Raw genomic sequence first — 24,679 nt, 5'->3', positions numbered from 1 at the left:
GCTGCCCCTTCCCGGTGTCCCGGCTGTCCCGCCTGTTGCGCCGTACGGTACGTGCTCACAGCCCGGACGAGGCAACTCTGGCACATCTTGCGAACCGGCCGACGCGAGGGTCCACTAGGGGCCCCTCGTCCCCGGCCAGGGCATTGGTCCGCTTTCGCACCTCATTGACGGTGAGGGTGAATTGCCGCTCTTCAGTGGGTGTTGTGCGCCTTACGGCGTATGCCGAGCCGGGCCTGTCCACGGTCCCAGGCCCGGCTCGGCGCGGCACGCTCCTTGCTCTGCGGCTCACACGTTTGGGGGCGACCCCTCGATCGGGCGTCCGAGCGTCGCCGGATTGCCGTCGGGAGCGGGCCGTCTGTGCCGCGGCAGCGGGCCGGCCGGCGGCCGGTAGTCGACTCCCAGCGCGTCGAGCCGCCGGTAGTGCTCCGCCATGCGTGCCCGGAAGCCGGCGAAGTCGCGTTCGGCGGGTGCCGGCAGGTCCGCCCAGGCGACCTCGGCGAACGCGGCGAGGCGGGGGAATGTCTGGTAGTCGACGCGGCTCTGGTTCTCCATCACCTCCGTCCAGACGTTGGCCTGGGTGCCGAGCACGTGCCGCGCCTCTTCGGGTGTGAGCTGCGGGGGTACGGGCTCGAAGCGGTAGACGTCCTCCAGCGTGCGTACGTACCCGATGGGCATCGGCTCGTCCGGGCCGCCGTCCTGACGGTGGTCCAGGTAGACGTGCTGCTCGGGGCACATGACGACGTCGTGTCCGGCCTTGGCGGCGGCGATCCCGCCGGCGTAGCCGCGCCACGAGGAGACGGCGGCTCCCGGTGCGAGGCCGCCTTCGAGGATTTCGTCCCAGCCGATGAGGCGGCGGCCGCGAGTGGTGAGCCAGGAGTCGAAATGCCGGACGAACCAGGACTGGAGTTCTTCCTCGTCGGCCAGGTTCAGTTCTTTGATACGCGCCTGGGCGGCCGGGGACCGCTTCCACTGGTCCTTCGGTGCCTCGTCCCCGCCGATGTGGACGAAGGTGGAGGGGAAGAGTTCGAGGACTTCCTCGAAGACGCCCTCGAAGAAGCGGAGGGTGGTGTCAGTGGGGGCCAGTACGTTCTTGTTGATGCCCCAGGTGTCCCAGACGGAGAGGATGGTGGTGTCGATGAGATCGGTGTTGCCCAGTTCCGGATATGCGGCGATCGCGGCCTGTGAATGGCCGGGGATGTCGATCTCGGGGACGACGGTGATATGCCGCTCGGCGGCGTACGCGACGATCTCGCGAATGTCGTCCTGGGTGTAGTAACCGCCGTGCGGTGTATCGCTCCAGAGGCCGGACGCCCGGTGGCCCCATTGGGTGCGCGCCCGCCAGGCGCCGGTCTCCGTCAGTTTCGGGTGGCGCTTGATCTCGATGCGCCAGCCCTGGTCGTCGGTGAGGTGGAAGTGGAAGACGTTGAGTTTGTGCGCGGCGAGGAGATCGAGATAGCGCAGCACGCCGTCCTTGGGCATGAAATGGCGTGACACGTCGAGCATCAGGCCGCGCCAGGCGAAGCGCGGTCTGTCCTCGATGGCCACCATCGGTACGGACCACTGGCGCGCCGGGTCGACGGGCGCCCGCCGGAAGGCGTCCGGGCCGAGCAGTTGACGCAGCGTCTGGGCGCCCCAGAAGACGCCCGCCGGGCCGCCGCCCTCGATGAGGACCACGTAGCCGTCCACGACGAGGCGGTAGCCCTCCGGGCCGAGGTCCTGTCCGACGTCGGGGTCGATGCGGAGCTCGACGCGGTTGCTGCCGCTGTCGCGCTCGTTGTCGCTGTCGGTGCCGTCCGCCAGCGGCAGCCCGGTGGCGGCCCCCACCGTGGCGCGCAGCCAGCGGGCCACGCCCTCGGTGCCGGGGCGGGCGAACAGGGCGGTGTCGTGGCCGAGGGGGTAGTGCCCCTGGGCGGGGGGCGCCCAGGCCGCGGCTCCCGGAGCCGGTACCAGATCGAGCATGGCGTCAGTCCTTAACCGCTCCGCCCAGTCCGGAGACGAGGCGTCGCTGTACGAGTACGAAGAAGACCAGCACCGGGACGGTCATCACCGTCGACGCTGCCATGATCCCGCCCCAGTCATTTTCCTCCGGCTTGAAGAAAACAAGCAGCGCCATCGGAAGTGTCGACTGCGAGGTGTCGCTGATGATGAAGGACTTGGCGAAGAGGAAGTCGTTCCAGGTGGAGATGAAGGAGAAGACGCTCGTCGCGACAAGGCCCGGGAAGACCAGCGGGAAAAGAATCTGCCACAGGAAGCGGGAGCGGCTCGCGCCGTCGATGTACGCCGCTTCCTCCAGCGCCTCGGGGACGGCCTTGACGAAGCCGCGCAGCATCCACACCGCGAAGGGAAGCGAGAACGCGATGTGCGGCAGGATCAGCGAGCCGAGCGTATTGAGCTGCCCCAAGTCCCTCATGAGGAAGAAGAGAGGGATGGTCAGCGCCTCGATCGGCACCATCTGCGCGACCAGGAACATGATGAGCAGGGTGGTGCGGAGCTTGAACCGGAAACGGGTGACGGCTGTGGCCGCGAGAAAGGCGATCAGTGCGGATGCGAGGACGACGCTCGTCGCGACCAGCAGGCTGTTGAGGAAATAGCGGCCGAATTCCTGCTGTTCGAAGACGCGCCGGAAGGAGTCGAGCGAGGGAGCCAGGGTCCAGGGTCTGGCCTCGGTCGACTGGATCTCGCCCGCCGGTTTGAACGCGGAAAGCACCATCCAGTAGAGGGGGAAGGCGACGGCAGCGGCGATCAGCAGGGCGGACGCCTCGGCGGCCAGGCGCCAGGGACGGCGTACGGGACTCATAGTTCTTCTCCCTGGCGTCGCAGCAGGCGCAGGTACACGAGGGTGACCGCGAGCAGGATCAGCAGCATGACGACGCCGATCGCCGAGCCCAGGCTGTACTGCGAGGACGCGAACGCCTTCTGGTAGGCGTACACGTTGAGGACGAGGTTCTGGCCGGCGATGCCGCCGCCGTTGGTCATGACGTAGATCTGGGTGAAGATCTTGAAGTCCCAGATGACCGACTGGATGGTGACGACGACCAGGATCGGCCGCAGCATCGGGGCCATGACCGAACGCCAGATCCGCCACTGCGACGCCCCGTCGAGCGACGCCGCCTCCAGCACCTCCCCCGGGATCGCCCGGATGCCCGCGTACACGGTCACCATCACGAACGGGAACGAGCACCAGACGACTTCGAGCAGTACGAGCGCGAAGGCGCTGTAGCGGCCGTACGTCCACGAGTGGTCGCCCAGCCCCAGCACCTTGTTGACGGGGCCGAAATCCGGGTCGAAGAGAAACACCCAGACGGTGGACCCGGTGATCGCCGGAGTGGCCCACGCGCCGAGCGCGGCCATCATCAGCGCGAGCCGGGGCACGGCCCGTACGCGCGTCAGCAGCACGGCCAGTGCGCAGCCGAGGGAGAGCGTGGCGACGACGCAGGCCGCCGCGAAGAGGACCGTCGCGAGGAGCACCTGCCAGAACTGCGGGTCACCGAAGAGCGTGGCGTAGTTGTCCAGGCCCTTGAAGGTGGTCGGCTCGCCGCCGCTGACCTGCGCCTGGGTGTACTCCAGGAAGGAGATCAGGCCGAGCTGGTAGACCGGGTAGACGAGCAGACCGCCGAGAACGACGAGGGCGGGCGCGAGGTAGAGCCACGGTGTCCAGCCGGAACCCCGCCGCAGGGCCGTGCTCAACCTGCCGCGCCGAACGCGTCGTTCATCTTCTTGGCCGCGTCGCCGGAGGCCGCCGCCACGTCCTTGCGGCCGCTGACGACCTCCTGGAACATCGTCGGGAGCACGAGCGAGGAGTCGATCTGCGCCCAGCCCGGCGAGGCCGGGGCGGCCTTCGCGCCCGCCGCGAGCGTCTTGATGAACGGCTCGACGAACGGCTCCTTGCGGGCCGCGGTCTCACGTACGTCGGTGTAGGTCGGCAGGAAGCCCATCGCGTCGAAGAGCTCCCCCTGCGTCTTCTTCCCGGCGAGCTGCTTCAGCAGGTCCACGGCGAGCGTGCGGTGCGAACTGCTCCTCAGTACGCCCAGGTTGTTGCCGCCCGCGAACGCCGGAGCGATGTCGCCGGCCTTCACACCGGGCAGCGGCACCACGGCGTACCTGCCCTTCACCTTTCCCGCCTCGACGGCGGCGTGGCTGAAGTCGCCGCCGATCGCCATGCCCGCCTTGCCGGACGCGAAGGCGGTGACGGTGTCGTTGCCGCCCATCTCGGCGCACTTGGCGGCCGGGCAGTTGTCGGGGCCGAACAGCGAGGTGTACGCCTTGATGCCCTTGCGCGCGGCCGGGCTGTCGAGGGCGGAGGTGTACGTTCCGCCGCTCTCCTTCGCGAGTTCGCCGCCGTGCGCCCAGATGAAGGGCATCGCGCCGTACGTGTACGCGCCGCCGACAGCGAGCCCGTACAGGCCGGGCTTCGCCTTGCGGATCTTCTTTGCGGTGGCGACGAGTTCCGCCTGCGTCTTCGGCGGCTTCAGGCCGAGGTCCGCGAAGACGTCGGTGCGGTAGTACAGGGCGCGTACGCCGACGAAGAGCGGGGCGCCGTACACCTTGCCGCCGACGGTCACCGACTGCCGGGCCGTCGGGTCGGTGTCCCTCGCGTCGGGCCAGGCGCCGGACTCCCGCGTGATGTCTGCGAGTCCGCCGTCCTTCACGTAACCGGCGGTGTCGGTGTTGCCGTACTCGATCAGGTCGGGGGCGCTCTTCGGGTCGTTGAAGGCGGCCTTGATCTTCTGGGCGCGGGTCTCGACCGGTATGTACTCGATCTCGACGTCGGCGCCCTTGTGCCGGGCACGGAAGGCGTCGACGGCGCGGTCGACGACCTTCTGCTTGGGCCCGTTGCCCACTTCCTGGAAGAGCCAGACGCGCAGGGTTCCGCTCTTCTCGTCCTTCTTGGCGCTGTTGTCGGAGGTCTGCGGGGCGCAGGCGGTGGCGGTGAGGCCGGCCAGCACAAGGACGGCGGCGGGCAGGGCGGTTCGGGCGAAGGGCTTCATCCGGGACTCCTGTCGAGTCAGCGTTGCACCATATGCAACGCTGGTTTCGCACTGCACAACAGGCAGGAATCTAGATCGGCCCCCGCGAGCCGACAAGAGGTCTGAACCACTTCGGCCGGGCTCTCCACCACCTTGTGACCGGCCGGAGCATCCTGTGCAACGCGAACGGCCCCCGCGGTGCGCCGATGCGCACCGCGGGGGCCGTCCCCGTACCTCCTGCTCGCCGCCGCCGTCGCGGCCGCGTACTACTTCTTGCCGCTGCTGTCCTTGCCGCCCTTGCCACCCTTGTCCTTGTCGCCACCCGCGCCGAGAGACTCGAAGATCTCCTTGCACATGGGACAGACCGGATACTTCTTCGGGTCGCGGCCCGGAACCCAGACCTTGCCGCAGAGCGCGACGACGGGCGTACCGTCGAGGGCGCTCGCCATGATCTTGTCCTTCTGGACGTAATGGGCGTACCGCTCGTGGTCTCCGTCGCCGCGCGAGGTCTGCGGCGTCGGCTCGACGAGGGTCCCCGTACCTGCCCCGCGCTCGGGCTCGGGCTCAAGAGTGCTCATGGCGTCCAAGGGTACCCACCCCCGGCCCGTTCAGTTCAGGCTCGGATCGTCCGGATAGGTGGCGATCATCGCGAGTTTGCTGCGCTGCCTGCGCAGTACGGCCCGCCACAGGCTCTCCGGCTCCGGGGACGACACGTCACCTGGCTCCGACTCCACGACGTACCAGGCCCCGCTCTCCAGCTCCTCCTCCAGCTGACCGGGGCCCCACCCCGAGTACCCGGCGAAGATCCGCAGCGAGCCGAGCGCCGCCGCGAGGAGTTCCGGCGGGGCCTCCAGGTCCACCAGGCCGATCGCGCCGTGCACGCGGCGCCAGCCGAGCGGCCCCTCGTCGCCGGGGATGACTGCGACGCCCAGGGCCGAGTCGAGCGAGACCGGGCCGCCCTGGAAGACGACGTCCGGGTCGCCGGCGAGGCCGGCCCAGGGCAGCAGGATGTCGCGGACCCCCACCGGCGTCGGGCGGTTGAGGACCACGCCGAGCGAGCCCTCGTCGTCGTGGTCGATGAGGAGCACCACCGCGCGGTCGAAATTGGGGTCCGCGAGGGCCGGACTGGCCACCAGCAGCCGTCCTGTGAGCGAGGACACCTCCGTCATGCCAGACATGATCCCGCACATTCGCCCTCCTGGGGGAGCGGACGGCGGTGTGCAAGGCTGCGCAGCTCAGGGCGCACCGCAGCAACGGGAGCGCGCACCGGCGGAACGTCACACTCCGCAGAGGCGCCTGTGCGCAGCGTGTTGTGTCTCATTCATGACATACGTGAAGCCCGCTTGGCCTTACGGCACAGGGGTAGTCGCCCCTTACTCTTTTCTCTGGCCACCTGTCCGACAACTCCGGAACGCGAGATCCATGACCGGCACTGAAGATGTACTGCTCGTCCACGGCGGCACCCCGCTCGAGGGCGAGATCCGCGTCCGCGGCGCGAAGAACCTGGTGCCGAAGGCGATGGTCGCCGCGCTCCTCGGCAGCGGACCGAGCCGACTGCGCAACGTTCCCGACATCCGTGACGTACGCGTCGTACGCGGACTGCTCCAGCTGCACGGCGTGACGGTGCGCCCCGGCGAGGAACCGGGCGAGCTGATCCTCGACCCGTCCCACGTCGAGTCCGCCAATGTCGCCGACATCGACGCGCACGCCGGCTCCTCGCGCATCCCGATCCTGTTCTGCGGCCCGCTGCTGCACCGGCTCGGCCACGCCTTCATCCCGGGCCTGGGCGGCTGCGACATCGGCGGCCGGCCGATCGACTTCCACTTCGAGGTGCTGCGGCAGTTCGGCGCGACGATCGAGAAGCGCGCGGACGGCCAGTACCTGGAGGCCCCGCAGCGGCTGCGCGGCTGCAAGATCCGGCTGCCGTACCCGTCGGTCGGCTCGACGGAGCAGGTGCTCCTGACGGCCGTACTGGCCGAGGGCGTCACCGAACTGTCGAACGCGGCCGTGGAGCCCGAGATCGAGGACCTCATCTGCGTACTGCAGAAGATGGGCGCGATCATCTCCATGGACACCGACCGGACCATCCGGATCACCGGTGTCGACTCGCTCGGCGGCTACAACCACCGCGCGCTCCCGGACCGCCTGGAGGCGGCCTCCTGGGCGTCGGCCGCGCTCGCGACCGAGGGCAACATCTACGTGCGCGGCGCCCAGCAGCGCTCGATGATGACCTTCCTCAACACCTACCGCCGGGTCGGCGGCGCCTTCGAGATCGACGACGAGGGCATCCGCTTCTGGCACCCGGGCGGCCCGCTCAACGCGATCGCCCTGGAGACCGACGTACACCCCGGTTTCCAGACCGACTGGCAGCAGCCGCTGGTCGTCGCCCTGACGCAGGCGTCGGGCCTGTCCATCGTCCACGAGACGGTGTACGAGTCGCGCCTGGGCTTCACCTCCGCGCTGAACCAGATGGGCGCGCACATCCAGCTGTACCGCGAGTGCCTCGGCGGCTCCGACTGCCGCTTCGGCCAGCGCAACTTCCTGCACTCCGCGGTCGTCAGCGGCCCGACGAAGCTCCAGGGCGCGGATCTGGTCATCCCCGACCTGCGCGGCGGCTTCTCGTACCTGATCGCGGCCCTGGCGGCCCAGGGCACGTCCCGGGTCCACGGCATCGACCTGATCAACCGGGGCTACGAGAACTTCATGGAGAAGCTCGTGGAACTCGGTGCGAAGGTCGAGCTGCCGGGCGGCGCGCTCGTCTGACGTATCGATACGCCGAAGGGGCGGCCGTCCGGATCACCGGGTGGCCGCCCCTTTTCGGTGCGCGCGGGTCTCGTGGGGCCGCTCAGTCCTTGCCGGCCGACACCGAGGGGCTCTTCGCCGCCCGGTCGCCGTCGCCGGCCGAGGCCGGGGCCGTGCCGAGGCTGGCGGCGAGCGTCGCCGTCAGGAGGGCGGCGCCCACCACGAGAAGGGAGCGGCTCGGTCGGGCCGGGTGGGATACGCGCACGGTCTACTCCTGGGTCTGAGTCTGGGTCGCTGAGTCAGGGCAGCTGAATCTGGGCAGCTGAGTCGGCGATCGCGCGCCTTACCAGTTTCGCGGGACGTAAACCTCTTGAATGCCGTCCGGTCCGCGAGGGCGGCCGAAGCCGTGAGCGGCCTTCTGCGGCGGTACGGCGGTCCGTCCGACCCCCCGGGGGGAGACCGGACCTGCGCGGCCCTCCAGGGCGGGACAGACGCGCGGGTACGCCGAAGGGGGCGGCCACCCGGCGTATTCCGGTTGACCGCCCCCTTCGGGTCTGCCTTGGGTGTTACTTGCCCTTGGCGGCTTCCTTGAGCTTGGAGCCCGCGGAGACCTTCACGCTGTAGCCGGCCGGGATCTGGATCGGGTCGCCGGTCTGCGGGTTACGAGCGGTGCGAGCGGCACGGTGGGTGCGCTCGAAGGTCAGGAAGCCGGGGATGGTGACCTTCTCGTCGCCCTTGGCGACAATCTCGCCGACGGTCTCGGCGAGCGCGGCCAGCACGGCGTCGGCGTCCTTGCGGGTCACGTCGGCGCGGTCGGCCAGGGCGGCCACCAGCTCACTGCGGTTCATGTTTGTACTCCCGTGTTCTTCTTGCCTGTAAGGCGTGAGATCGAAGCCGATGCTGCCAGGGCCCTCGGACAGTCCCCGGACCCGGGTCTGTCGTCAGACCCTCGCGCCCAAATACGCATCCTGCCCCCACCAGCGGCGGGAAAGCCAATCCGGCACCCTCCGGAGTCACACGAAAAGCGCCACAGCCTCGACTTGGTGACGCTCCGTCCGCTGCCGGAAGCGGACCGCAGGGCTCTGAGGGGTCCTGCGGGCTCATTGCCCGCCACCCTAGAGGGGGCCGTGAGGCCCCGCGACCCGCGACGCGCCGGGTGATCCGCCGAGGCCACCGGGAAACGTCAGGCGGACGTGGCACCCGTCACAGCGGATCCGACCGACTTGGCCGCCGTGCGGACGGCGCCGGCCACGGCGCCCGCCACCTTGTCGTTGAAGACGGACGGGATGATGTAGTTCGCGTTGAGCTCGTCCTCGGTGACGACGTCCGCGAGAGCGGCCGCGGCGGCGAGCATCATCTCCGTGTTGACGGTCCGGGACTGGGCGTCCAGGAGGCCGCGGAAGACGCCCGGGAACACCAGCACGTTGTTGATCTGGTTCGGGAAGTCGGAGCGGCCGGTGGCCACAACAGCCGCCGTCTGACGGGCGATTGCGGGCTCGACCTCGGGGTCCGGGTTCGCGAGCGCGAAGACGATCGCGCCGTCCGCCATCGCCGCGACGTCGTCGCCGTTCAGGACGTTGGGGGCCGATACGCCGATGAAGACGTCGGCGTCGACCACGGCCTGCTTGAGGGTGCCGGTGACGCCCTCGGGGTTGGTGTTGTCGGCGATCCAGCGCAGCGGCGACTCGGGCGCGGCGTCCACGAGGTCCTCGCGGGCGGCGTGCACCACGCCGTGGATGTCGGCGACCACCGCGTGCTTCACGCCCGCGGCGATCAAGAGCTTGAGGATGGCCGTACCGGCCGCGCCGGCGCCGGACATGACGACCCGTACGTCACCGATCGACTTGCCGACCACGCGCAGCGCGTTGGTCAGTGAGGCGAGGACCACAATGGCCGTGCCGTGCTGGTCGTCGTGGAAGACGGGGATGTCGAGCGCCTCGCGCAGCCGTGCCTCGATCTCGAAGCAGCGGGGCGCGGAGATGTCCTCCAGGTTGATGCCCGCGAAGCCGGGGGCGATGGCCTTGACGATAGCGACGATCTCGTCGGAGTCCTGGGTGTCCAGGCAGATCGGCCACGCGTCGATGCCGGCGAAGCGCTTGAAGAGGGCCGCCTTGCCCTCCATGACGGGCAGCGCGGCCATCGGGCCGATGTTGCCCAGGCCGAGCACCGCGGAGCCGTCCGTCACCACGGCGACGGAGTTGCGCTTGATGGTCAGGCGGCGGGCGTCCTCGGGGTTCTCGGCGATCGCCATGCACACGCGGGCGACACCCGGCGTGTAGATCATCGAAAGGTCGTCACGGTTGCGGATGGGGTGCTTGGACGCCATCTCGATCTTGCCGCCGAGGTGCATCAGGAACGTACGGTCGGAGACCTTGCCCAGCACCACGCCCTCAATGCCGCGCAGTCCCTCGACGATCTCGTCGGCGTGCGCGGTCGAGGTCGCCGCGATCGTGACGTCGATCCGCAGCTTCTCGTGGCCGGAGGCGGTCACGTCGAGGCCGGTCACCGACCCGCCGTGGGACTCGACGGCCGTGGTGAGCTGGCTGACCGCGGTCCCGCTCGCGGGGACCTCCAGCCGGACCGTCATCGAGTACGAGACGCTGGGCGCCGTTGCCATGGCCGACTTCCTCTGCTTTCCCTAGCTTCATTGCTACGCGGCCGTGACGGTTGCCCGGCGGCGCCTTCCGATGGTCGCACCTACCTGTGGGTAGCAGGTAATGCGGTCATTTAGTTTTCGGAAAGTGTTTTCCACCATACGAGAACCGCAGGTGAAACAGAAGAGGCCCGCGGTACCCGAGGGTTCCGCGGACCTCTTCTTTGGATGTATGCACCAAGACGTGTGCACCAAGATCAGGTGGCACCGGCCCGCCATGCTCGCCTCGCGGCAAGTGGTCGCTCGAAGCGACGAAGGTTGGGCCCGGGGGCTTGGATCGAGCCGGTGCCACCCCCAGGCTAACAAAGACCCCCGGGAAGTGATTCCCCCATGACGGGTTGACGCCCGTTCAGTCCCGCGCCGGTGCCCGGTCAGTCCCGCAGCAGAGCGGGGACCCCGTCCGCGTCCGGCTTGTCGCGCTGTCCCGAGACAACCGTGAGCTGCTGCGTCGCGCGCGTCAGCGCCACGTACAGCACCCGCAGGCCCGCCGGGGACTCCTCCGCGATCTCGGCCGGCGACACGACCACCGTGGCGTCGTACTCCAGGCCCTTGGCCTCCAGGCTGCCGAGCGCCACCACCCGGTCGCCCAGCGGCGCGAGCCACTTGCGGGCCTGCGCGCGGCGGTTCATCGCGACGACCACGCCGACCGTGCCGTCCACCCGGTCCAGCAGGCGCTGGGCCTCCTCGCGGGTGGTCCGGGCCAGCCCGGAGTCCTGGGTGTCCTCCACGGCCGTGAAGCGGGGCTCCACGCCCGTGGAGCGGACGGCGGCGGGCGACTCCATGCCGGGCATGGCGCGCTGGAGGACCTTGGCCGCGAGGGCGGCGATCTCCGCCGGGTTGCGGTAGTTCACCGTGAGGGTGAAGCGGCGGCGCGGGCGGGCGCCGAGCGCCTCGTCGCGGGCCGCGGCCGCCTCGTCCGGGTCGGTCCAGGACGACTGGGCCGCGTCGCCCACGATCGTCCAGGTCGCGTGCCGGCCGCGGCGGCCGACCATCCGCCACTGCATGGGCGTGAGGTCCTGCGCCTCGTCGACGATCACGTGCGCGTACTCGGTGCGCTCCTGCGCGAGCCGCTCGGCCCGCTCCCACTGCGTCTCCTCGCGCTGCGGCATCAGCTCCTCCAGGCCGCTGAGCTGGTCGAGCGGGTCGTACTCGCGCTTGCGCTTCGGCCGGGCGGGAGTGCCGAGCAGCGTGCTGAGCTCGTCGAGGAGCGCCACGTCGTGCACGGACAGGGGGCCGTTGCCGTCCGCGTCCAGGCGGCCCAGCGAACGCGCCAGCCGGCGGATCTCGCGCGGGTTCAGGACGCGGCGTGCCCAGCGGCCGAGGCGCTTCTCGTCGGACATGGCGGCGAGCACCCGGCGCGGGGTGAGCTCGGGCCACCAGGCGTCGAGGAACTCGATGAACTCGGTCTCCGTCGAGATGTCCTCGTCGAAGCCGGAGCGGAGCTCCGCGATCAGCTCCTGGTCCGTGTACCGGCCACGGCCGCTGGACTTCGACCAGAGCGCGTCCAGGAGCAGCTTGCGGGCGCGCGGGCGCAGCAGGTTGACGGGGGCGGTGCCGCTGAGGACGTTGTGGCGGATGCGGCTCAGGTCTTCGGCGTCCAGTTCCACGCGCTGCCCGAAGGCGACCACGCGCAGGCTGGTGGGGGTCCGGGCGTCCTGCCGCTCCTGCGGCTCCTCGTCCCCGAAGGACAGCTGGCCGTCCTCGGCGGGGGCCTCCGGTGCGGGCGGCGCGTCCAGGGCGCCGCGCGCCGCGTGGCGCAGCACCTTGAGCATGCGCGAGGAGCCCTTGATGCGGGAGATGTTCGGTTCGTCGTACGTCGATGCCTCCGCGCCGTCGACCAGCGAGCCCACCGCGCGGATCGCGACCTGGCCCTCCTCGCCGAGCGAGGGCAGCACGCCCTCGGTGTACGCGACGAGCAGCGGCGTCGGGGACACGATGAGGATGCCGCCCGCGTACTTCCGCCGGTTCTGGTAGAGCAGGTACGCGGCGCGGTGCAGGGCCACGGCGGTCTTGCCGGTGCCCGGGCCGCCGGAGACCTCCGTGACGGAGGCGGCGGGGGCGCGGATGACCATGTCCTGCTCGGCCTGGATCGACGACACGATGTCGCGCATGGTGTGGCTGCGGGCCTGGCCGAGGGCCGCCATGAGCGCGCCGTCACCGATGACGGGCAGCGGGGCGCCGTCGAGGGTGGCGGTGAGCTCCGGGCGCATCAGGTCGTCCTCCACACCGAGGACCTTGCGGCCCTTCGACCGGATGACCCGGCGGCGTACGACACGGCCGGGCTCCTTGGGCGTGGAGCGGTAGAACGGCGCGGCGGCCGGCGCGCGCCAGTCGATGACCAGCGGGGAGTAGTCGGAGTCGAGGACGCCGATGCGCCCGATGTGCAGCGTCTCCGCGATCTCCGCGGTGAGGTCGGGGCGTACCGCGTCGTCGGCGGGCTCCACCGAGGTGAACGCGCCGTCCGGGCCCTTCTCCCCGTCCTTGCCCCGGAGCAGGTCGATGCGTCCGAAGAGGAAGTCCTCGAATTCGTTGTTCAGCCGGTTGAGGTGGATTCCGGCGCGGAAAACCTGCGCGTCGCGCTCGGCGAGCGCGCCGGGCGTGCCGACCTGGCCGCGCTTGGCGGCGTCGTTCATGAGGAATTCCGCCTCGTGGATCTTCTCCTCCAGACGGCGGTACACCTGATCCAGATGATCCTGTTCCACACCGATTTCGCGGGTCCGGGTCGACTCCTCCGAGGAGGAGTCGGCAACGGAATTCACGGAATCGACAGCGGCATCCTGCGCGGCCACCGAGGCCCCCTTCTGACGTGCTGCGGGCAGCCGTCAACCGTACGCGACAGGGGGCCGCGACCGCACCTGTCCGGAGCGGGGGATCGTGCGGGAATGTGGTGATCTGTCGGCTGCCACTGTCAGGCTTCGACCTCTACCAGCCGTTTTCCGTCGAAGGTCCGGACCTCGAAATGATCGATGTCGCCGCGGTTCATGGCCGCGCCGCCGTGGACGTACAGCGGGTTCTTGGCCATTTCGTGGGTGCTGTCCGGAATGCCGTAGCCCCATTTCGGCACGGCCCAGCTCGTCACCGTCTCCTCTTTCCCGTCCTTCGAGACGGCGATCAGGCTGCACTTCAGCGGACCCTTGACGTTCTTCAGCTCAAGGACGGCGTGGGTGCCCCACGCCTTCTTCTCCATGCCGACCGCCGCACTGACCTTCGTGGCCGCGTCGGTCGCGACGATCTTCTCCTCCATGTGGTTGAAGAAGGCGTCCTCGGCGGGGCTCGTGGGGTGGGCCCCGCCCGCGATGTGCCGGTCGGTGTCGCTGCCGCCGGAGGTCGCCACGACCGCGATCGTGGGACCGCCGACCACCAGTACGGCGGCGGCGGCGACCAGGTAGAAACCGCGGCGGCGGCGCTGCGCCCGGCTCGCCGCGACCTCGTCGGTGAGACGGGTGAGCAGCTGCGGGCTCGGCTCGGTCAGCCGCGGGGGCGGGCCCGGGGCCTCCGCCAGGGCCGCCATCATCGGCTCCATGCCGGCGAAGTCGTCCAACTGGGCGGCGCAGTGCTCGCAGTACGCCAGGTGGGCCTCGAAGGCGGTGGCGTCCGCGTCGTCCAGGATGCCGAGCACGTAGGCGCCGACGGCGTCGTGCTCGGAGTGCCGGTCGTGCGTCGTCATGCCGTCACCCCTCGTTCCTCCAGCGCGAGCTTCATGGAGCGCAGTGCGTAGAAGACCCGGGACCTGACGGTGCCACTGGGTATGCCGAGCACTTCGGCCGCCTCATTGACCGTACGCCCTCTGAAATACGTCTCGACAAGTGCTTCCCGGTGGGCGGGAGTCAAATCGTCGAGCGCGTCGGAGAGCGTCATCAGCCACAACGCCTTGTCGATCTCGTCCTCCGCGGGCATGACCTCCAGCGGTGACGGATCGACCTCCTGCGGCCGGGACTGCCGGCTGCGATGGTTGTCGATGACGATGCGTCGTGCGACCGTCACCAGCCAGGGGCGGACAGAGCCGGTCGCCCGGTTGAGCTGACCGGCGTTCTTCCAGGCACGGATGAGCGTCTCCTGCACGACGTCCTCGGCCCGCTGGCGGTCGCCGGCGACGAGGCGCAGTACGTAGGCGAGCAGCGGCCCGGCGTGTTCGCGGTAGAGGGCCCGCATCAACTCCTCGTCCGGTGTCGGTTTTTCGGCGCGCGGGCGCTCGCTTCTATGTCGCGCCCTGTGCTGACGGCTATCGGCCACGGCCGCATCCTCGCGCACCCGAACCTCCCGGTCGAGACCCTGTCTGGCTCCCTCCCCCATCACTACGCAGGCGTTCGTCGATCGACTCAACGTGATCCGAAAAACTTTTCAGCCGCCGGACCCGGCCGTCGTTCGGCGCCGGTGCCGGGCCACTCGTTCCCGGTTGCCGCACACCTCGCTGGAGCACCAGCGCCTGCGGCGGCCCCTGGACGTGTCGAGGTACAGGCGGCGGCAGTTGTCGCCCTCGCACTGGCGCAGCAGGGCGCGGGCGGCCGGGTCGGTCAGGAGGTCCACCGTGTCGCGGGCGACGGCGGCGAGCAGCGGGGCGCAGGCGGGGGCGTCGCTCAGGGTCCTGCGCCAGGTGCCGTCGGGGGTGCGTACCGCTCGGATGCCGGGAGGTGGGGCGGTGGCGAGGGTGTTGATGTGGCGCAGGGCCCGGAGGGCGGGGCGGCGGGCGAGTTCCGCGTGGGCCAACTCCGTGACGTACGCGCGTACTTCGGTGAACCGGTGGAGCCACTCGTCGTCGACCGCGTCCAGTCGCGTCCCGGCGGGTACGAGACCGGAGCCCACGAGCCACTCCCGCAGGCGCGCGGGGTGGCTGAGCTGCTCGGTGGGGTACGCGCCTGTCGCCACCAGGTCCAGACATGGCCGTCCGGAATCGAACCGCATCTCGCACGAGCCTGTGCCCGCTGCCATGCGCCTGTCACCGCCTCGGGGTTACCGGTGGGTGTCGTCCCCCCAGAGTGCCCGGCGGCGGGGCCGGCCGGAAGGGGAGCGCCCCGAACACGTCCCCTTCCGCACCGTGGACTCGTTCGGGGGCGGCTACGTGTCCGCGTACTTCGTGTCCGCCGACGGGTCCAGCGCCAGGCGGTATCCGCGCTTGACCACCGTCTGGATCAGGTTGGGCGTGCCGAGGGAGGTACGGAGGCGGGCCATCGCCGTTTCCACGGCGTGCTCGTCGCGGCCGGAACCCGGCAGCGCGCGCAGGAGGTCCGCCCGGGAGACGACCCAGCCGGGGCGGCGGACCAGGGTCCGCAGCAAGGACATGCCCGCCGGCGGCACCGGGCGCAGTTCGCCGTCGACCACGACCGCATGGCCCCGGATCTCGATGCTGCGGCCGGCGACCGGCAGGGTGCGGGCGCGGCCCGGCAGTTCGCGGCAGATCAGCTGGACCAGCGGGCCCAGGCGGAACCGGTCCGGCTGGACCGTGTCGATGCCGTGCGCCTGGAGGGGCAGGGCGGTGACGGGGCCCACGCAGGCCGACAGTACGTCGTGGCTCAGCGCCGCGAGGAGGTCCGGCAGCAGACCCCGGTCCTCGGCCCGGGAGAGCAGCGACGCCGCCGCCGGGGCGCTGGTGAAGGCGAGGGCGTCCACGCCGCGGGAGAGCGTCGCGTCGATGAGGCGGTCCAGCGGCGCGATGTCCTCGGGCGGCATCCAGCGGTAGACGGGAACGCCCACCACCTCCGCGCCGCCGGCCCGCAGCGCCTCCACGAAGCCGGGCAGCGGTTCGCCGTGCAGCTGGATCGCGACGCGGCGGCCCGCCACGCCTTCGGCGAGGAGCCGGTCGAGGACCTCCGCCATGGACTCGGAGGTGGGTGACCACTCCTCGGTGAGACCCGCCGCCCGGATCGCGCCCTTGACCTTGGGGCCGCGCGCGAGGAGTTCGACGCCCTGGAGCCGGGCGAGCAGTGCCTCGCCCAGGCCCCAGCCGTCCGCCGCCTCCACCCAGCCCCGGAAGCCGATCGCCGTCGTCGCGATCACGACGTCCGGCGCGTGGTCGATGAGCTGCTTCGTGGTGGCGAGCAGCTCGCTGTCGTCGGCCAGCGGCACGATCCGCAGCGCGGGCGCGTGCAGGACCGCCGCGCCGCGCCGCGTCAGCAGCGTGCCCAGCTCGTCGGCGCGCCGGGCGGCGGTGACGCCCACGGTGAAGCCCGCCAGCGGGCCGTGCTGGGGATCCGGCTGGGGCTCCGGCTGTGCTTCGTCTTGCTTGGCGTTGTTCACGGACATCGCGTACCCGGCTCTCAGTACCGCTGTGCTGGTGATGCGGAGGGCCGAGCCTGTCAACATCACATGACAGACTCGGTTCTTCCGTATTTCCCGGCCGTTACGGACCTGCGCGGCTCACACCTCGGCATACGTGAGCTGCGGCTTCGCCGGTACGGCCACCGGACGCCGAAGGTATACCGCCCAGGTGACGGTGAAGCACGCGGCATAGAAGGCGAGGAAGGCCGCGAAGGCCGCCGTGCCCGTGCCGGCCGTCTGGAAGGACTGGCGGAAGGCGAGGTTGATCGCGAGTCCGCCCAGCGCGCCGACCGCGCCGATGAGCCCCATGGAGGCTCCGGAGAGCCGTCGTCCGTACGCCGCCGCGGCCTCGCCCTCCATGCCCTTGGCCAGCGCCTTGGCCTGGAAGATCGCCGGGATCATCTTGTACGTCGAACCGTTGCCGAGGCCCGACAGGACGAACAGCGCGGTGAAGCCCGTCAGGAAGACCGGCAGGGACTTGGTGGTGGAGGCGTAGACGACCACCGAGGTGGCCGCCGCCATCGCCGCGAAGTTCCACAGGGTGATGCGGGCGCCGCCGAAGCGGTCGGCGAGGGAGCCGCCGAGGGGGCGGATCAGCGAGCCGAGGAGCGGGCCGATGAAGGTGAGCGAGGCCGCCTGGAGCGGCGTACGGCCGAACTGGGTCTGGAGGACCAGGCCGAAGGCGAAGCTGTAGCCGATGAAGGAGCCGAACGTCCCGATGTAGAGGAAGGCCATGATCCAGGTGTGCCGGTCGCGCACCGCCGCCTTCGCCGCCCCCGTGTCGTTGCGTACGGGTGCCAGGTTGTCCATGTAGAGCGCCGCGCACACCGCCGCGACGACGATGAGCGGGATGTACGTGGCCAGCAGGACGCGGGGGTGGGTCGCGCCGGCCACCGCGATGACCAGCAGGCCCATGAGCTGGACCACGGGTACGCCGATGTTGCCGCCGCCCGCGTTCAGGCCCAGCGCCCAGCCCTTCTTACGGAGCGGGAAGAAGGAGTTGATGTTGGTCATGGAGGAGGCGAAGTTCCCACCGCCGACGCCGGTGAGCGCGGCCACCACCATGAAGGTGGTGTACGACGTGCCGGGCTCCATGACGGCGTACGCCGCGCCCGTGGGCAGCAGCAGCATCAGCGCGCTGAACACGGTCCAGTTCCGGCCGCCGAAGCGGGCCACGGCGAAGGTGTAGGGCACGCGGACGACGGCGCCGACGAGGGTGGCGGTGGCGATCAGGAAGAACTTGCCCGCCGGGTCGATGCCGTACTCCGGGCCCATGAAGAGCACCATGACGGACCAGAGGGTCCAGATGGAGAAGCCGATGTGCTCGGAGAGTACGGAGAAGATGAGGTTGCGGCGGGCGATCCGCTCTCCTGATTCCTTCCAGAAGGTCTCGTCCTCGGGGTCCCACTGTTCGATCCACCGGCCTGCCATCACGCGCCTCCACGAGTATTCGGGTCGTGGGGCCGACGCTAGGGACAGCAAATTTCAACCCCGTGCCGTGAGGTGACCGGCGCGCAACCTTGCTCTCACCCCGCCGCGGCGGGTGGTGTGAGCGTTTTCAACTTCTGGACGCCCCGCCGCCCGGCTCCACGCCGGTGGCCGTCCGGCTGCCGGGCCGCGTGCCGGGTCGGGTGCCGGCGAGCATCAGCGACATATCGGCCTCGGGAAGCCAGCCGTCCGCGGGCACGTCCAGCCAGCCGTGCCGCTCCGCCAGGCCGTCGGCGGTCTCGCGCAGCGCGTCGAGCCCCTTGTGACGGAGACCCTTTCGCCAGACGAGCGAGATGGGCGACAGCGGTACGGGGTCCACGATCGGCCGCAGCTCCATACCGGGAACCGCGACGAATTCGGTACTCGCCAGGACCGACCAGCGCCGCTTGCGGACCACCCGGACGAACTCCTCGACGCCCTCGATCTCCGGGAACGGCGCGGCCACCTCGATGCCCCGCCCGGCGAAGAGCCGTTCCGCCAGATCGGTCCACTCGGCGGTGGCCGCGTTGCCGGCCGCCGCGTAGAGGGTCTCCCCCGCGAGCGCGTCCAGCGGCACCTCGTCCAGCGCGGCCAGCGGATGGCCCTCGCAGAGCAGTACGGCCATCCGCTCGAACCGCACCGGCCGGTGCTCCAGCTGGTCGAGCACGGCGGGATCGAGCCCCGCCACCCGCCCCGAGGACACGTCCAGCCGGCCGGCGACGATCGCGGCGGACGCGCCCGTGAGACCGCTGTGGAAGCGGGCCACGAACTCGATGTCGGGCGCGGCCGCCCGCGTCGCCTCCAGCACCTGGTAGGCGGTGCCGACCGACGCGCCGACGTCCACGACCAGCGGCCGCTCGTCGGCGGCCCAGGCCGCGCCCAGCTCGTCGTACGCCGCCAGCACCCGCCGTGCGTACGGCAGGAACCGCTCGCCCTCCGCCGTCAGCGACACGCTCCGGGTGGACCGTACGAACAGCTCCGAGCCCAACTCCCGCTCAAGGCGCCGGACGTCGCGGCTCAGCGCCTGCTGGGCGACGTACAGCCTGGCCGCGGCGCGGGTGAAGTGAAGATCCGCGGCGACCGCCTCGAAGGCGCGCAGCAGGCGGGGCTCGATGTCATGGGGCACGCCGTGAACCTACAACGGGACTGCGTCAATCCGCTCCCAGCAGGTGTTGGACCGCCGACGACCGCCGACGGGAAGCTTGATCCATGCCCCTCCACGAACCCCCTTCCCCTTTCCTGGCCGTGTCCGGCGACGTACTGATCGCCGCGCCTCGCCCCGGCCACCACGTCGGCGCACCGCGACGCCTTGCCCCCGGCCGCCTCTCCCGCCGGTTCTCCCCCTACCGGCGCCTCTTCGCCACCCCGGCGCCCGCGCCTTCACGGCGGGCAATCTCCTGGCCCGCCTCCCGATGGGCATGTTCAGCGTGAGCGCGGTCATGATGATCGCCGGTTCGCGCGGCTCGTACGCCCTGGCGGGGGCCGTCACCGCGGTCGGTCTGGCCGTCACCGCGCTCGTCGCGCCCTGGACGGCCCGGCTCGTCGACCGGCACGGCCAGGCCCGCGTCGCGGTGCCCGCCACCGCCGTCGCGGTACTCGGCTCGCTCGCCCTGCTCCTGTGCGTCCGCCACGGGGCGCCGGACTGGACGCTCTTCGCCGCGTACGCCGCCACCGCCACCACCCCCAACACGGGCGGCATGTCCCGCGCCCGCTGGGCCCACCTGTACCGGGACGATCCGGCGGCCCGGCACACCGCCAACTCCTTCGAGCAGGCCGCCGACGAGCTGTGCTTCATGCTCGGCCCGGTCGCCGCCGCCTTCCTCTGTACGGCGCTCTTCCCCGAGGCCGGCACCCTGACCGGAGCGGTCCTGCTGATGACCGGCGTCGTGATCTTCGCCGCCCAGCGCGCCACGGAACCGCCCGTCGCACCCCGCGCGACGGACACCCGCTCGCCGCTGCGGCTGCCCGGCATGCCCGCACTGCTCGCGGTCTTCCTCGCCACCGGAGCGGTGTTCGGCTCCATGGAGGTCGTCACCCTGGCCTTCGCCGACGGTCTCGGCCACGGCGCCGCGGCGGGCCCGGTGCTCGCCCTCCAGGCAGCCGGGTCCTGTGCGGCGGGGCTGCTGTACGGCTCGGCCCGCCCGGCGGCGAACCCGCACCGCCGACTGCTCGCGTGCGTCGGGGCCATGACCCTGCTGATGTCCCTGCCCCTGCTGGCGGCCTCCACGGGCTCGCTGGCCGCCGTCGCGGGCGCCCTGCTCCTGGCCGGAGCGGCCACCGCCCCCACCATGGTCACCGGCATGACCCTGCTGCAACGCGTCGTCCCGCAGGCCCAGTTGAACGAGGGCATGACGCTGGCCGTCACCGCGCTCCTGGGCGGCATAGCCGCGGGTTCGGCGACGGGCGGCTGGCTGGCGGAACACACGGCCCCGGCCTCCGGCTACGCGGCGCCCGTGGCGGCCGCGGCCCTCGCGCTGCTGCTGTGCGCGGCGGGGCGGCCCACGGCGCAGGGCCGGACGGAACGTACGACAAAGGCCCCGCCGTCCTAGGACAGCGGGGCCTCGGCCTCACATGGGAATTGTGGAGATGGCGGGAATCGAACCCGCGTCCAACGGTGCAGAACCAGGGCTTCTCCGAGTGCAGTCCGCTACGCTTTTCTCGGCCCCGGAGATCACACGGACAAGTCTCCGACGGGCTCAGTCACTGTTTGATTTCCCACCCGATCCCGTGACCGGACCGAGTGGTTTAGTTCCCTTGATGATGCCAGGATCCGGGTCGGGAACACCCCCGGGCTGACACTTCGCTAAGTCGCTACTTAGGCAGCGAGGGCGAAGGAATCGCGCTTGGAATCGGCGATTATTGGTTGCGACATATGGTTAACGAGATCATTGCCGCTTCCTCGACTCGCTTCCCCTGCCTCGACATCCGCTGTCGAAACCGATCATCCCCATGTTTTTTTATCAAGGTGGTGCCGCACCCCGAGGGGCACAAGCGCCATCGTACGTGAACAACGCACGACCGTGCCAGCCTATTCCTGCCGGCCGGCGGCGCGCCCTCAGATCCGCCCGCGCTCCTTGCGCTTGACCGCCGAGATCGCCCGGTTCGTCTCCCGCAGGTCCTGCTTCTCGCGCAGCGTCTGCCGCTTGTCGTACTCCTTCTTGCCCTTGGCCAGCGCGATCTCGATCTTCGCCCGGCCGTCCTTGAAGTACATCGCGAGCGGCACGATCGTGTGGCCCGTCTCCTGCGACTTGCTCGCGAGCTTGTCGATCTCCACCCGGTTCAGCAGCAGCTTGCGCTTGCGGCGCGCGGAGTGGTTGGTCCATGTGCCCTGCGTGTACTCGGGCACGTGGACGTTGTGCAGCCACGCCTCGCCCCCGTCGAGCTGTACGAAGCCGTCCACCAGCGAGGCGCGTCCCTGGCGCAGGGACTTCACCTCGGTGCCGGTCAGGACCATGCCGGCCTCGTAGGTGTCGATGATGAGGTAGTCGTGTCGCGCCTTCTTGTTCTGCGCGATCATCTTGCGCCCTTTTTCCTTAGCCATAGTGCGGCCATTTTCGCACTATGACCCTCCCCCGAGGCCACTCAATACTGTGCGGGCCCGTTCTTCGGCCCGTTCGCTCACCGCGAGGTCCGGGCTGATGCCCCTGCCGTCGACCCTGTGACCGGCGGGAGTGCGGTAGTGACCGACGGTGAGCTCGGCCACGGAGCCGTCCGGCAGGCGGCTCGGCATCTGCACCGAGCCCTTGCCGAACGTGCGCGAACCGACCGTGACCGCCCGGCCGCGGTCCTGGAGCGCGCCCGTGACCAGCTCCGCCGCGCTCATGGTGCCGCCGTCGACGAGCGCCACGACGGGCCGGTCGGTGTCCCCGCCCTGCTCCGCGTACAGCGCGCGCTCCTCGCCCTCCACGTCGTACGTCGCGACCAGCCCGCCGTCGAGGAAGGCCGAAGCGGCGGTGACGGCCTCGGTGACGAGCCCGCCGCCGTTGCCGCGCAGGTCGAGCAGTACGCCGTGGTCCTTCGGTACGGCGCGGACGGCCTCCCGGACCCGCTTCCCCGAACCCCTGGTGAAGGACGCCACCCTGATCATCGTGGCTCTGTCCGCGAGGCGCCGGACGGTGACGGCCTCGGTGGTCAGCCGCGCACGCCGCAGCCGCTCGCTCCACCGGTGCGTACCGCGCTCCAGACCGAGCACGACCGTGCTTCCGGCCTCCTGCCCGCCGTCGCCGCGCAGGAGCTGGACGACCTCGGTGACGGGGCGGTTCTCCACCGGCCGCCCGTCGATCGTGCGCAGCCGGTCGCCGGGCCTGATCCCGGACCGTTCGGCGGGGCCGCCGCGCTGCACCCTGGACACCTCGACGCGGCCGTCCGCGGCGCGCTCGGCCCACAGTCCGACGCCCGTGTACTCGCCGTCGAGCGCCTGCTCGAACTCCTCGTACTCGGACGGGTCGTAGACCGCGCCCCAGCGGTCTCCGCTGCGGCTGACGACCTCTTCGGCCGCCTCCTTGCCGGACTTGCCGTCGGCCATCGCCTGGGCCGCGGCGGCTGCCACCGCTTCCCGGTCGGCCGTGGCCGCGACGGAACGGGCGGACAGCGCCGGGGACTTCTCGTCCTCGCGCCAGCAGTCGGTGGCGGCAGCGGTGACGAGTACGGTCGCGAAAACCAGTGTCAGGGCCGCCCCGCGGCGGACACCGCGGGGCCGAAGAGTGACTTCAGGGCCGGACATGGCGCCGAGTCTAGGACAAACGAAGGGCGCCGCACGGTCGGTTGACCGTACGGCGCCAGGGGCTCATGTCACACCTTGAGGTACTTGCGCAGCGCCACGAAGCCCGCGAGCGCCGGCATCAGCAGGCCGATCGCGATCACCAGCGGCAGCTTGGCCAGCACCGCGTCCCAGCCGATGAAGTTCACGAGGGTCAGCTTCTCGGACAGCGCCAGGCCGTGGTCGATGAGGAAGTACCGTCCCACGAGCAGCATTCCGCAGGCCGCCACGCCGCCGATCAGGCCGGCGAACGCGGCCTCCATGATGAACGGCATCTGGATGTAGAAGCTGGACGCGCCGACGAGCCGCATGATGCCGGTCTCACGCCGACGGCTGAAGGCGGAGACGCGCACGGTGTTGACGATCAGCATCAGCGCGATGACGAGCATCAGGGCCATCACGCAGAGCGCGGCCACGTTCATGCCGTTCATCAGCTCGAAGAGGTTGTCGAGGATGCCGCGTTGGTCCTGGACCGACTGCACGCCGTCCCGGCCGGCGAACGCGGTCGCCACCACCTTGTACTTCTCCGGGTCCTTGAGCTTGACCCGGTACGACTCCTGCATCTGGTCCGGGGTGATGGTGTCGGCCATCGAGGAGTCCCCGAACTGCTCCTTGTAGTGCTTGAACGCCTGGTCTGCCGACTCGTAATCGATCTTCTTGACGATGTCCATCTTGTCGAGGTCGGCGTAGACCTGCTTCTTCTGCTCGGCGGTGACCGCCCCCTTGGCGCACTTGGGGATGGTCTCCGCGTCGTTCTTGTTGCAGAAGAAGATGGAGACGTTGACCTTGTCGTACCAGTAGCCCTTCATCGTGCTCACCTGCTCGCGCATGAGCAGCGCCCCGCCGAAGAGCGCGAGGGAGAGAGCGACGGAGATGACCACCGCGAAGGTCATGGTGAGGTTCCGGCGGAGACCGACGCCGATCTCCGACAGGACGAACTGGGCGCGCATGGCGTCCTTTCAGTGCTGGTAGCCGTAGACGCCGCGAGACTGGTCGCGCACGAGGCGGCCACCCTCGAGTTCGATGACGCGCTTGCGCATCTGGTCGACGATCTGCTGGTCGTGGGTCGCCATCACCACAGTGGTGCCGGTGCGGTTGATGCGGTCCAGCAGCTTCATGATGCCGACGGAGGTCTGCGGGTCGAGGTTTCCGGTCGGCTCGTCCGCGATCAGCAGCATCGGGCGGTTGACGAACGCCCTCGCGATCGCCACGCGCTGCTGCTCACCACCGGAGAGCTCACCGGGCATCCGGTCCTCCTTGCCGCCGAGGCCGACGAGATCGAGGACCTGGGGCACGGACTTGCGGATCTCTCCACGCGACTTGCCGATGACTTCCTGCGCGAACGCGACGTTCTCCCCGACGGTCTTGTTGGGGAGAAGGCGGAAGTCCTGGAAGACGGTGCCGAGCTGGCGCCGCATCTGCGGCACCTTCCAGTTGGACAGGCGCGCGAGGTCCTTGCCCAGGACGTGCACCTGGCCGTGGCTGGCGCGCTCCTCACGCAGCAGCAGCCGCAGGAAGGTTGACTTACCGGAGCCGGAAGAGCCCACGAGGAAGACGAATTCGCCCTTCTCTACCTCCAGGGAAACATCCCTGAGGGCGGGGCGGCTCTGCTTCGGGTAGGTCTTGGAGACGTTGTCGAATCGGATCACGGTGCACCACGGTCGCCGGGAGTAGGTGAGCGTGACCATACGCGACGCGGACGGGGCCGCGCAGTCGGCGTCCTGCGATGGGCGATTTATCACGGATCGGTGCTGCATTACGACCGGATCGGAGCGGCCGTAACCCGGCGGGGCGCGCCGGAACCTGTGGGAGCTGGCACAGTGGTAGGGGGAACGG

The 24,679-nt window shown here is 70.2% G+C and carries 22 protein-coding genes and 1 other RNA gene; 2 read left to right on the top strand and 21 right to left on the bottom strand.

Annotated elements, in window-relative coordinates; genetic code table 11:
- Positions 1-285: 285 nt before the first annotated feature.
- From AS594_RS21375 to AS594_RS21350, 6 genes are all read right to left on the bottom strand, one after another.
- Positions 286-1,959: a beta-N-acetylhexosaminidase gene (locus tag AS594_RS21375; protein WP_069935232.1), complete on the bottom strand. Its 1,674-nt coding sequence runs from the start codon at positions 1,957-1,959 to the stop codon at positions 286-288.
- Positions 1,960-1,963: 4 nt separating this feature from the next.
- The gene (locus tag AS594_RS21370; RefSeq protein ID WP_069928563.1) at positions 1,964-2,797 is read right to left on the bottom strand and encodes a carbohydrate ABC transporter permease; all 834 of its coding nucleotides are present in this window, start codon (positions 2,795-2,797) and stop codon (positions 1,964-1,966) included.
- On the bottom strand, positions 2,794-3,687 hold the full coding sequence (locus tag AS594_RS21365) for a carbohydrate ABC transporter permease (protein ID WP_069928562.1): 894 nt from the start codon (positions 3,685-3,687) through the stop codon (positions 2,794-2,796). Before AS594_RS21365 ends, AS594_RS21370 begins: the two co-directional genes overlap by 4 nt.
- Positions 3,684-4,988, bottom strand: a complete 1,305-nt coding sequence (locus AS594_RS21360) for an extracellular solute-binding protein (protein WP_069935231.1) — start codon at positions 4,986-4,988, stop codon at positions 3,684-3,686. Before AS594_RS21360 ends, AS594_RS21365 begins: the two co-directional genes overlap by 4 nt.
- Before the next feature lie 245 nt (positions 4,989-5,233).
- Entirely contained in the window at positions 5,234-5,545 is a 312-nt protein-coding gene (locus AS594_RS21355) for a DUF3039 domain-containing protein (protein ID WP_028815328.1), read from the bottom strand.
- A 30-nt stretch (positions 5,546-5,575) separates the two neighbouring features.
- Positions 5,576-6,136, bottom strand: a complete 561-nt coding sequence (locus AS594_RS21350; protein WP_069928560.1) for a YqgE/AlgH family protein — start codon at positions 6,134-6,136, stop codon at positions 5,576-5,578.
- A gap of 253 nt (positions 6,137-6,389) precedes the next feature.
- On the opposite strand from AS594_RS21350, the gene murA reads away from it, so the two are divergent.
- The gene (murA, locus tag AS594_RS21345) at positions 6,390-7,730 is read left to right on the top strand and encodes a UDP-N-acetylglucosamine 1-carboxyvinyltransferase (protein ID WP_028815326.1); all 1,341 of its coding nucleotides are present in this window, start codon (positions 6,390-6,392) and stop codon (positions 7,728-7,730) included.
- A gap of 82 nt (positions 7,731-7,812) precedes the next feature.
- On the opposite strand, the gene AS594_RS44740 is transcribed toward murA, so the two are convergent.
- From AS594_RS44740 to AS594_RS21300, 10 genes are all read right to left on the bottom strand, one after another.
- Positions 7,813-7,974, bottom strand: coding sequence for a hypothetical protein (locus tag AS594_RS44740; RefSeq protein WP_167368036.1), 162 nt, complete (start codon positions 7,972-7,974; stop codon positions 7,813-7,815).
- Between the two features lie 301 nt (positions 7,975-8,275).
- Positions 8,276-8,557 (bottom strand): HU family DNA-binding protein, encoded by a 282-nt coding sequence (locus AS594_RS21340; protein ID WP_028815325.1) that lies wholly within the window; start codon positions 8,555-8,557, stop codon positions 8,276-8,278.
- A gap of 335 nt (positions 8,558-8,892) precedes the next feature.
- Positions 8,893-10,326 carry an NAD-dependent malic enzyme gene (locus AS594_RS21335; RefSeq protein WP_069928559.1) on the bottom strand — a complete coding sequence of 478 codons (1,434 nt, stop codon included), beginning with the start codon at positions 10,324-10,326 and terminating at the stop codon, positions 8,893-8,895.
- 407 nt (positions 10,327-10,733) lie between these two features.
- Positions 10,734-13,151, bottom strand: coding sequence for a HelD family protein (locus tag AS594_RS21330; RefSeq protein ID WP_069935230.1), 2,418 nt, complete (start codon positions 13,149-13,151; stop codon positions 10,734-10,736).
- A gap of 119 nt (positions 13,152-13,270) precedes the next feature.
- Positions 13,271-14,029 carry a zf-HC2 domain-containing protein gene (locus AS594_RS21325; RefSeq protein ID WP_069928557.1) on the bottom strand — a complete coding sequence of 253 codons (759 nt, stop codon included), beginning with the start codon at positions 14,027-14,029 and terminating at the stop codon, positions 13,271-13,273.
- A complete protein-coding gene (locus tag AS594_RS21320) occupies positions 14,026-14,655 on the bottom strand; it encodes a sigma-70 family RNA polymerase sigma factor (protein WP_176733104.1) in 630 nt (209 codons plus the stop codon). The genes AS594_RS21325 and AS594_RS21320 overlap by 4 nt, the downstream gene beginning before the upstream one ends.
- Before the next feature lie 48 nt (positions 14,656-14,703).
- Positions 14,704-15,291 (bottom strand): CGNR zinc finger domain-containing protein, encoded by a 588-nt coding sequence (locus AS594_RS21315; RefSeq protein ID WP_069928556.1) that lies wholly within the window; start codon positions 15,289-15,291, stop codon positions 14,704-14,706.
- Between the two features lie 126 nt (positions 15,292-15,417).
- Positions 15,418-16,602, bottom strand: a complete 1,185-nt coding sequence (locus AS594_RS21310; RefSeq protein ID WP_069930666.1) for a uroporphyrinogen-III synthase — start codon at positions 16,600-16,602, stop codon at positions 15,418-15,420.
- A 114-nt stretch (positions 16,603-16,716) separates the two neighbouring features.
- Positions 16,717-18,048, bottom strand: a complete 1,332-nt coding sequence (locus tag AS594_RS21305; RefSeq protein ID WP_069928555.1) for an MFS transporter — start codon at positions 18,046-18,048, stop codon at positions 16,717-16,719.
- A 127-nt stretch (positions 18,049-18,175) separates the two neighbouring features.
- Complete coding sequence (locus AS594_RS21300; protein ID WP_069932360.1) at positions 18,176-19,210, bottom strand: LysR family transcriptional regulator; 1,035 nt, start codon at positions 19,208-19,210, stop codon at positions 18,176-18,178.
- 292 nt (positions 19,211-19,502) lie between these two features.
- Between AS594_RS21300 and AS594_RS21295 the strand changes: the two genes are divergently transcribed.
- Positions 19,503-20,633, top strand: coding sequence for an MFS transporter (locus AS594_RS21295; RefSeq protein WP_420877814.1), 1,131 nt, complete (start codon positions 19,503-19,505; stop codon positions 20,631-20,633).
- 29 nt (positions 20,634-20,662) lie between these two features.
- On the opposite strand, the gene ssrA is transcribed toward AS594_RS21295, so the two are convergent.
- The 5 genes from ssrA to ftsE all read right to left on the bottom strand — a co-directional run bounded on the left by ssrA (position 20,663) and on the right by ftsE (position 24,492).
- Positions 20,663-21,033: a transfer-messenger RNA gene (gene ssrA, locus AS594_RS21290) on the bottom strand.
- Between the two features lie 106 nt (positions 21,034-21,139).
- On the bottom strand, positions 21,140-21,625 hold the full coding sequence (smpB, locus tag AS594_RS21285; RefSeq protein ID WP_069928552.1) for an SsrA-binding protein SmpB: 486 nt from the start codon (positions 21,623-21,625) through the stop codon (positions 21,140-21,142).
- Between the two features lie 18 nt (positions 21,626-21,643).
- Positions 21,644-22,807 carry a S41 family peptidase gene (locus tag AS594_RS21280; RefSeq protein ID WP_069928551.1) on the bottom strand — a complete coding sequence of 388 codons (1,164 nt, stop codon included), beginning with the start codon at positions 22,805-22,807 and terminating at the stop codon, positions 21,644-21,646.
- A gap of 68 nt (positions 22,808-22,875) precedes the next feature.
- A complete protein-coding gene (gene ftsX / locus AS594_RS21275) occupies positions 22,876-23,793 on the bottom strand; it encodes a permease-like cell division protein FtsX (RefSeq protein ID WP_069928550.1) in 918 nt (305 codons plus the stop codon).
- 9 nt (positions 23,794-23,802) lie between these two features.
- The gene (ftsE, locus tag AS594_RS21270; RefSeq protein ID WP_069930665.1) at positions 23,803-24,492 is read right to left on the bottom strand and encodes a cell division ATP-binding protein FtsE; all 690 of its coding nucleotides are present in this window, start codon (positions 24,490-24,492) and stop codon (positions 23,803-23,805) included.
- Between the last annotated feature and the right edge of the window lie 187 nt (positions 24,493-24,679).

The sequence above is a fragment of the Streptomyces agglomeratus genome (assembly GCF_001746415.1).
Classification (GTDB): domain Bacteria; phylum Actinomycetota; class Actinomycetes; order Streptomycetales; family Streptomycetaceae; genus Streptomyces; species Streptomyces agglomeratus.
This window is presented reverse-complemented; position numbering and strand designations above follow the sequence as displayed.

What these genes read in the sequence shown, in the direction of transcription:
- AS594_RS21375 (WP_069935232.1), bottom strand. Translation starts at nt 1,959, where the DNA reads ATGCTCGATCTGGTACCGGCTCCGGGAGCCGCGGCCTGGGCGCCCCCC.
- AS594_RS21370 (WP_069928563.1), bottom strand. Translation starts at nt 2,797, where the DNA reads ATGAGTCCCGTACGCCGTCCCTGGCGCCTGGCCGCCGAGGCGTCCGCC.
- AS594_RS21360 (WP_069935231.1), bottom strand. Translation starts at nt 4,988, where the DNA reads ATGAAGCCCTTCGCCCGAACCGCCCTGCCCGCCGCCGTCCTTGTGCTG.
- AS594_RS21355 (WP_028815328.1), bottom strand. Translation starts at nt 5,545, where the DNA reads ATGAGCACTCTTGAGCCCGAGCCCGAGCGCGGGGCAGGTACGGGGACC.
- AS594_RS21350 (WP_069928560.1), bottom strand. Translation starts at nt 6,136, where the DNA reads ATGACGGAGGTGTCCTCGCTCACAGGACGGCTGCTGGTGGCCAGTCCG.
- murA (WP_028815326.1), top strand. Translation starts at nt 6,390, where the DNA reads ATGACCGGCACTGAAGATGTACTGCTCGTCCACGGCGGCACCCCGCTC.
- AS594_RS21340 (WP_028815325.1), bottom strand. Translation starts at nt 8,557, where the DNA reads ATGAACCGCAGTGAGCTGGTGGCCGCCCTGGCCGACCGCGCCGACGTG.
- AS594_RS21335 (WP_069928559.1), bottom strand. Translation starts at nt 10,326, where the DNA reads ATGGCAACGGCGCCCAGCGTCTCGTACTCGATGACGGTCCGGCTGGAG.
- AS594_RS21325 (WP_069928557.1), bottom strand. Translation starts at nt 14,029, where the DNA reads ATGACGACGCACGACCGGCACTCCGAGCACGACGCCGTCGGCGCCTAC.
- AS594_RS21320 (WP_176733104.1), bottom strand. Translation starts at nt 14,655, where the DNA reads ATGGGGGAGGGAGCCAGACAGGGTCTCGACCGGGAGGTTCGGGTGCGC.
- AS594_RS21315 (WP_069928556.1), bottom strand. Translation starts at nt 15,291, where the DNA reads ATGGCAGCGGGCACAGGCTCGTGCGAGATGCGGTTCGATTCCGGACGG.
- AS594_RS21310 (WP_069930666.1), bottom strand. Translation starts at nt 16,602, where the DNA reads ATGTCCGTGAACAACGCCAAGCAAGACGAAGCACAGCCGGAGCCCCAG.
- AS594_RS21305 (WP_069928555.1), bottom strand. Translation starts at nt 18,048, where the DNA reads ATGGCAGGCCGGTGGATCGAACAGTGGGACCCCGAGGACGAGACCTTC.
- AS594_RS21295 (WP_420877814.1), top strand. Translation starts at nt 19,503, where the DNA reads ATGTTCAGCGTGAGCGCGGTCATGATGATCGCCGGTTCGCGCGGCTCG.
- smpB (WP_069928552.1), bottom strand. Translation starts at nt 21,625, where the DNA reads ATGGCTAAGGAAAAAGGGCGCAAGATGATCGCGCAGAACAAGAAGGCG.
- AS594_RS21280 (WP_069928551.1), bottom strand. Translation starts at nt 22,807, where the DNA reads ATGTCCGGCCCTGAAGTCACTCTTCGGCCCCGCGGTGTCCGCCGCGGG.
- ftsX (WP_069928550.1), bottom strand. Translation starts at nt 23,793, where the DNA reads ATGCGCGCCCAGTTCGTCCTGTCGGAGATCGGCGTCGGTCTCCGCCGG.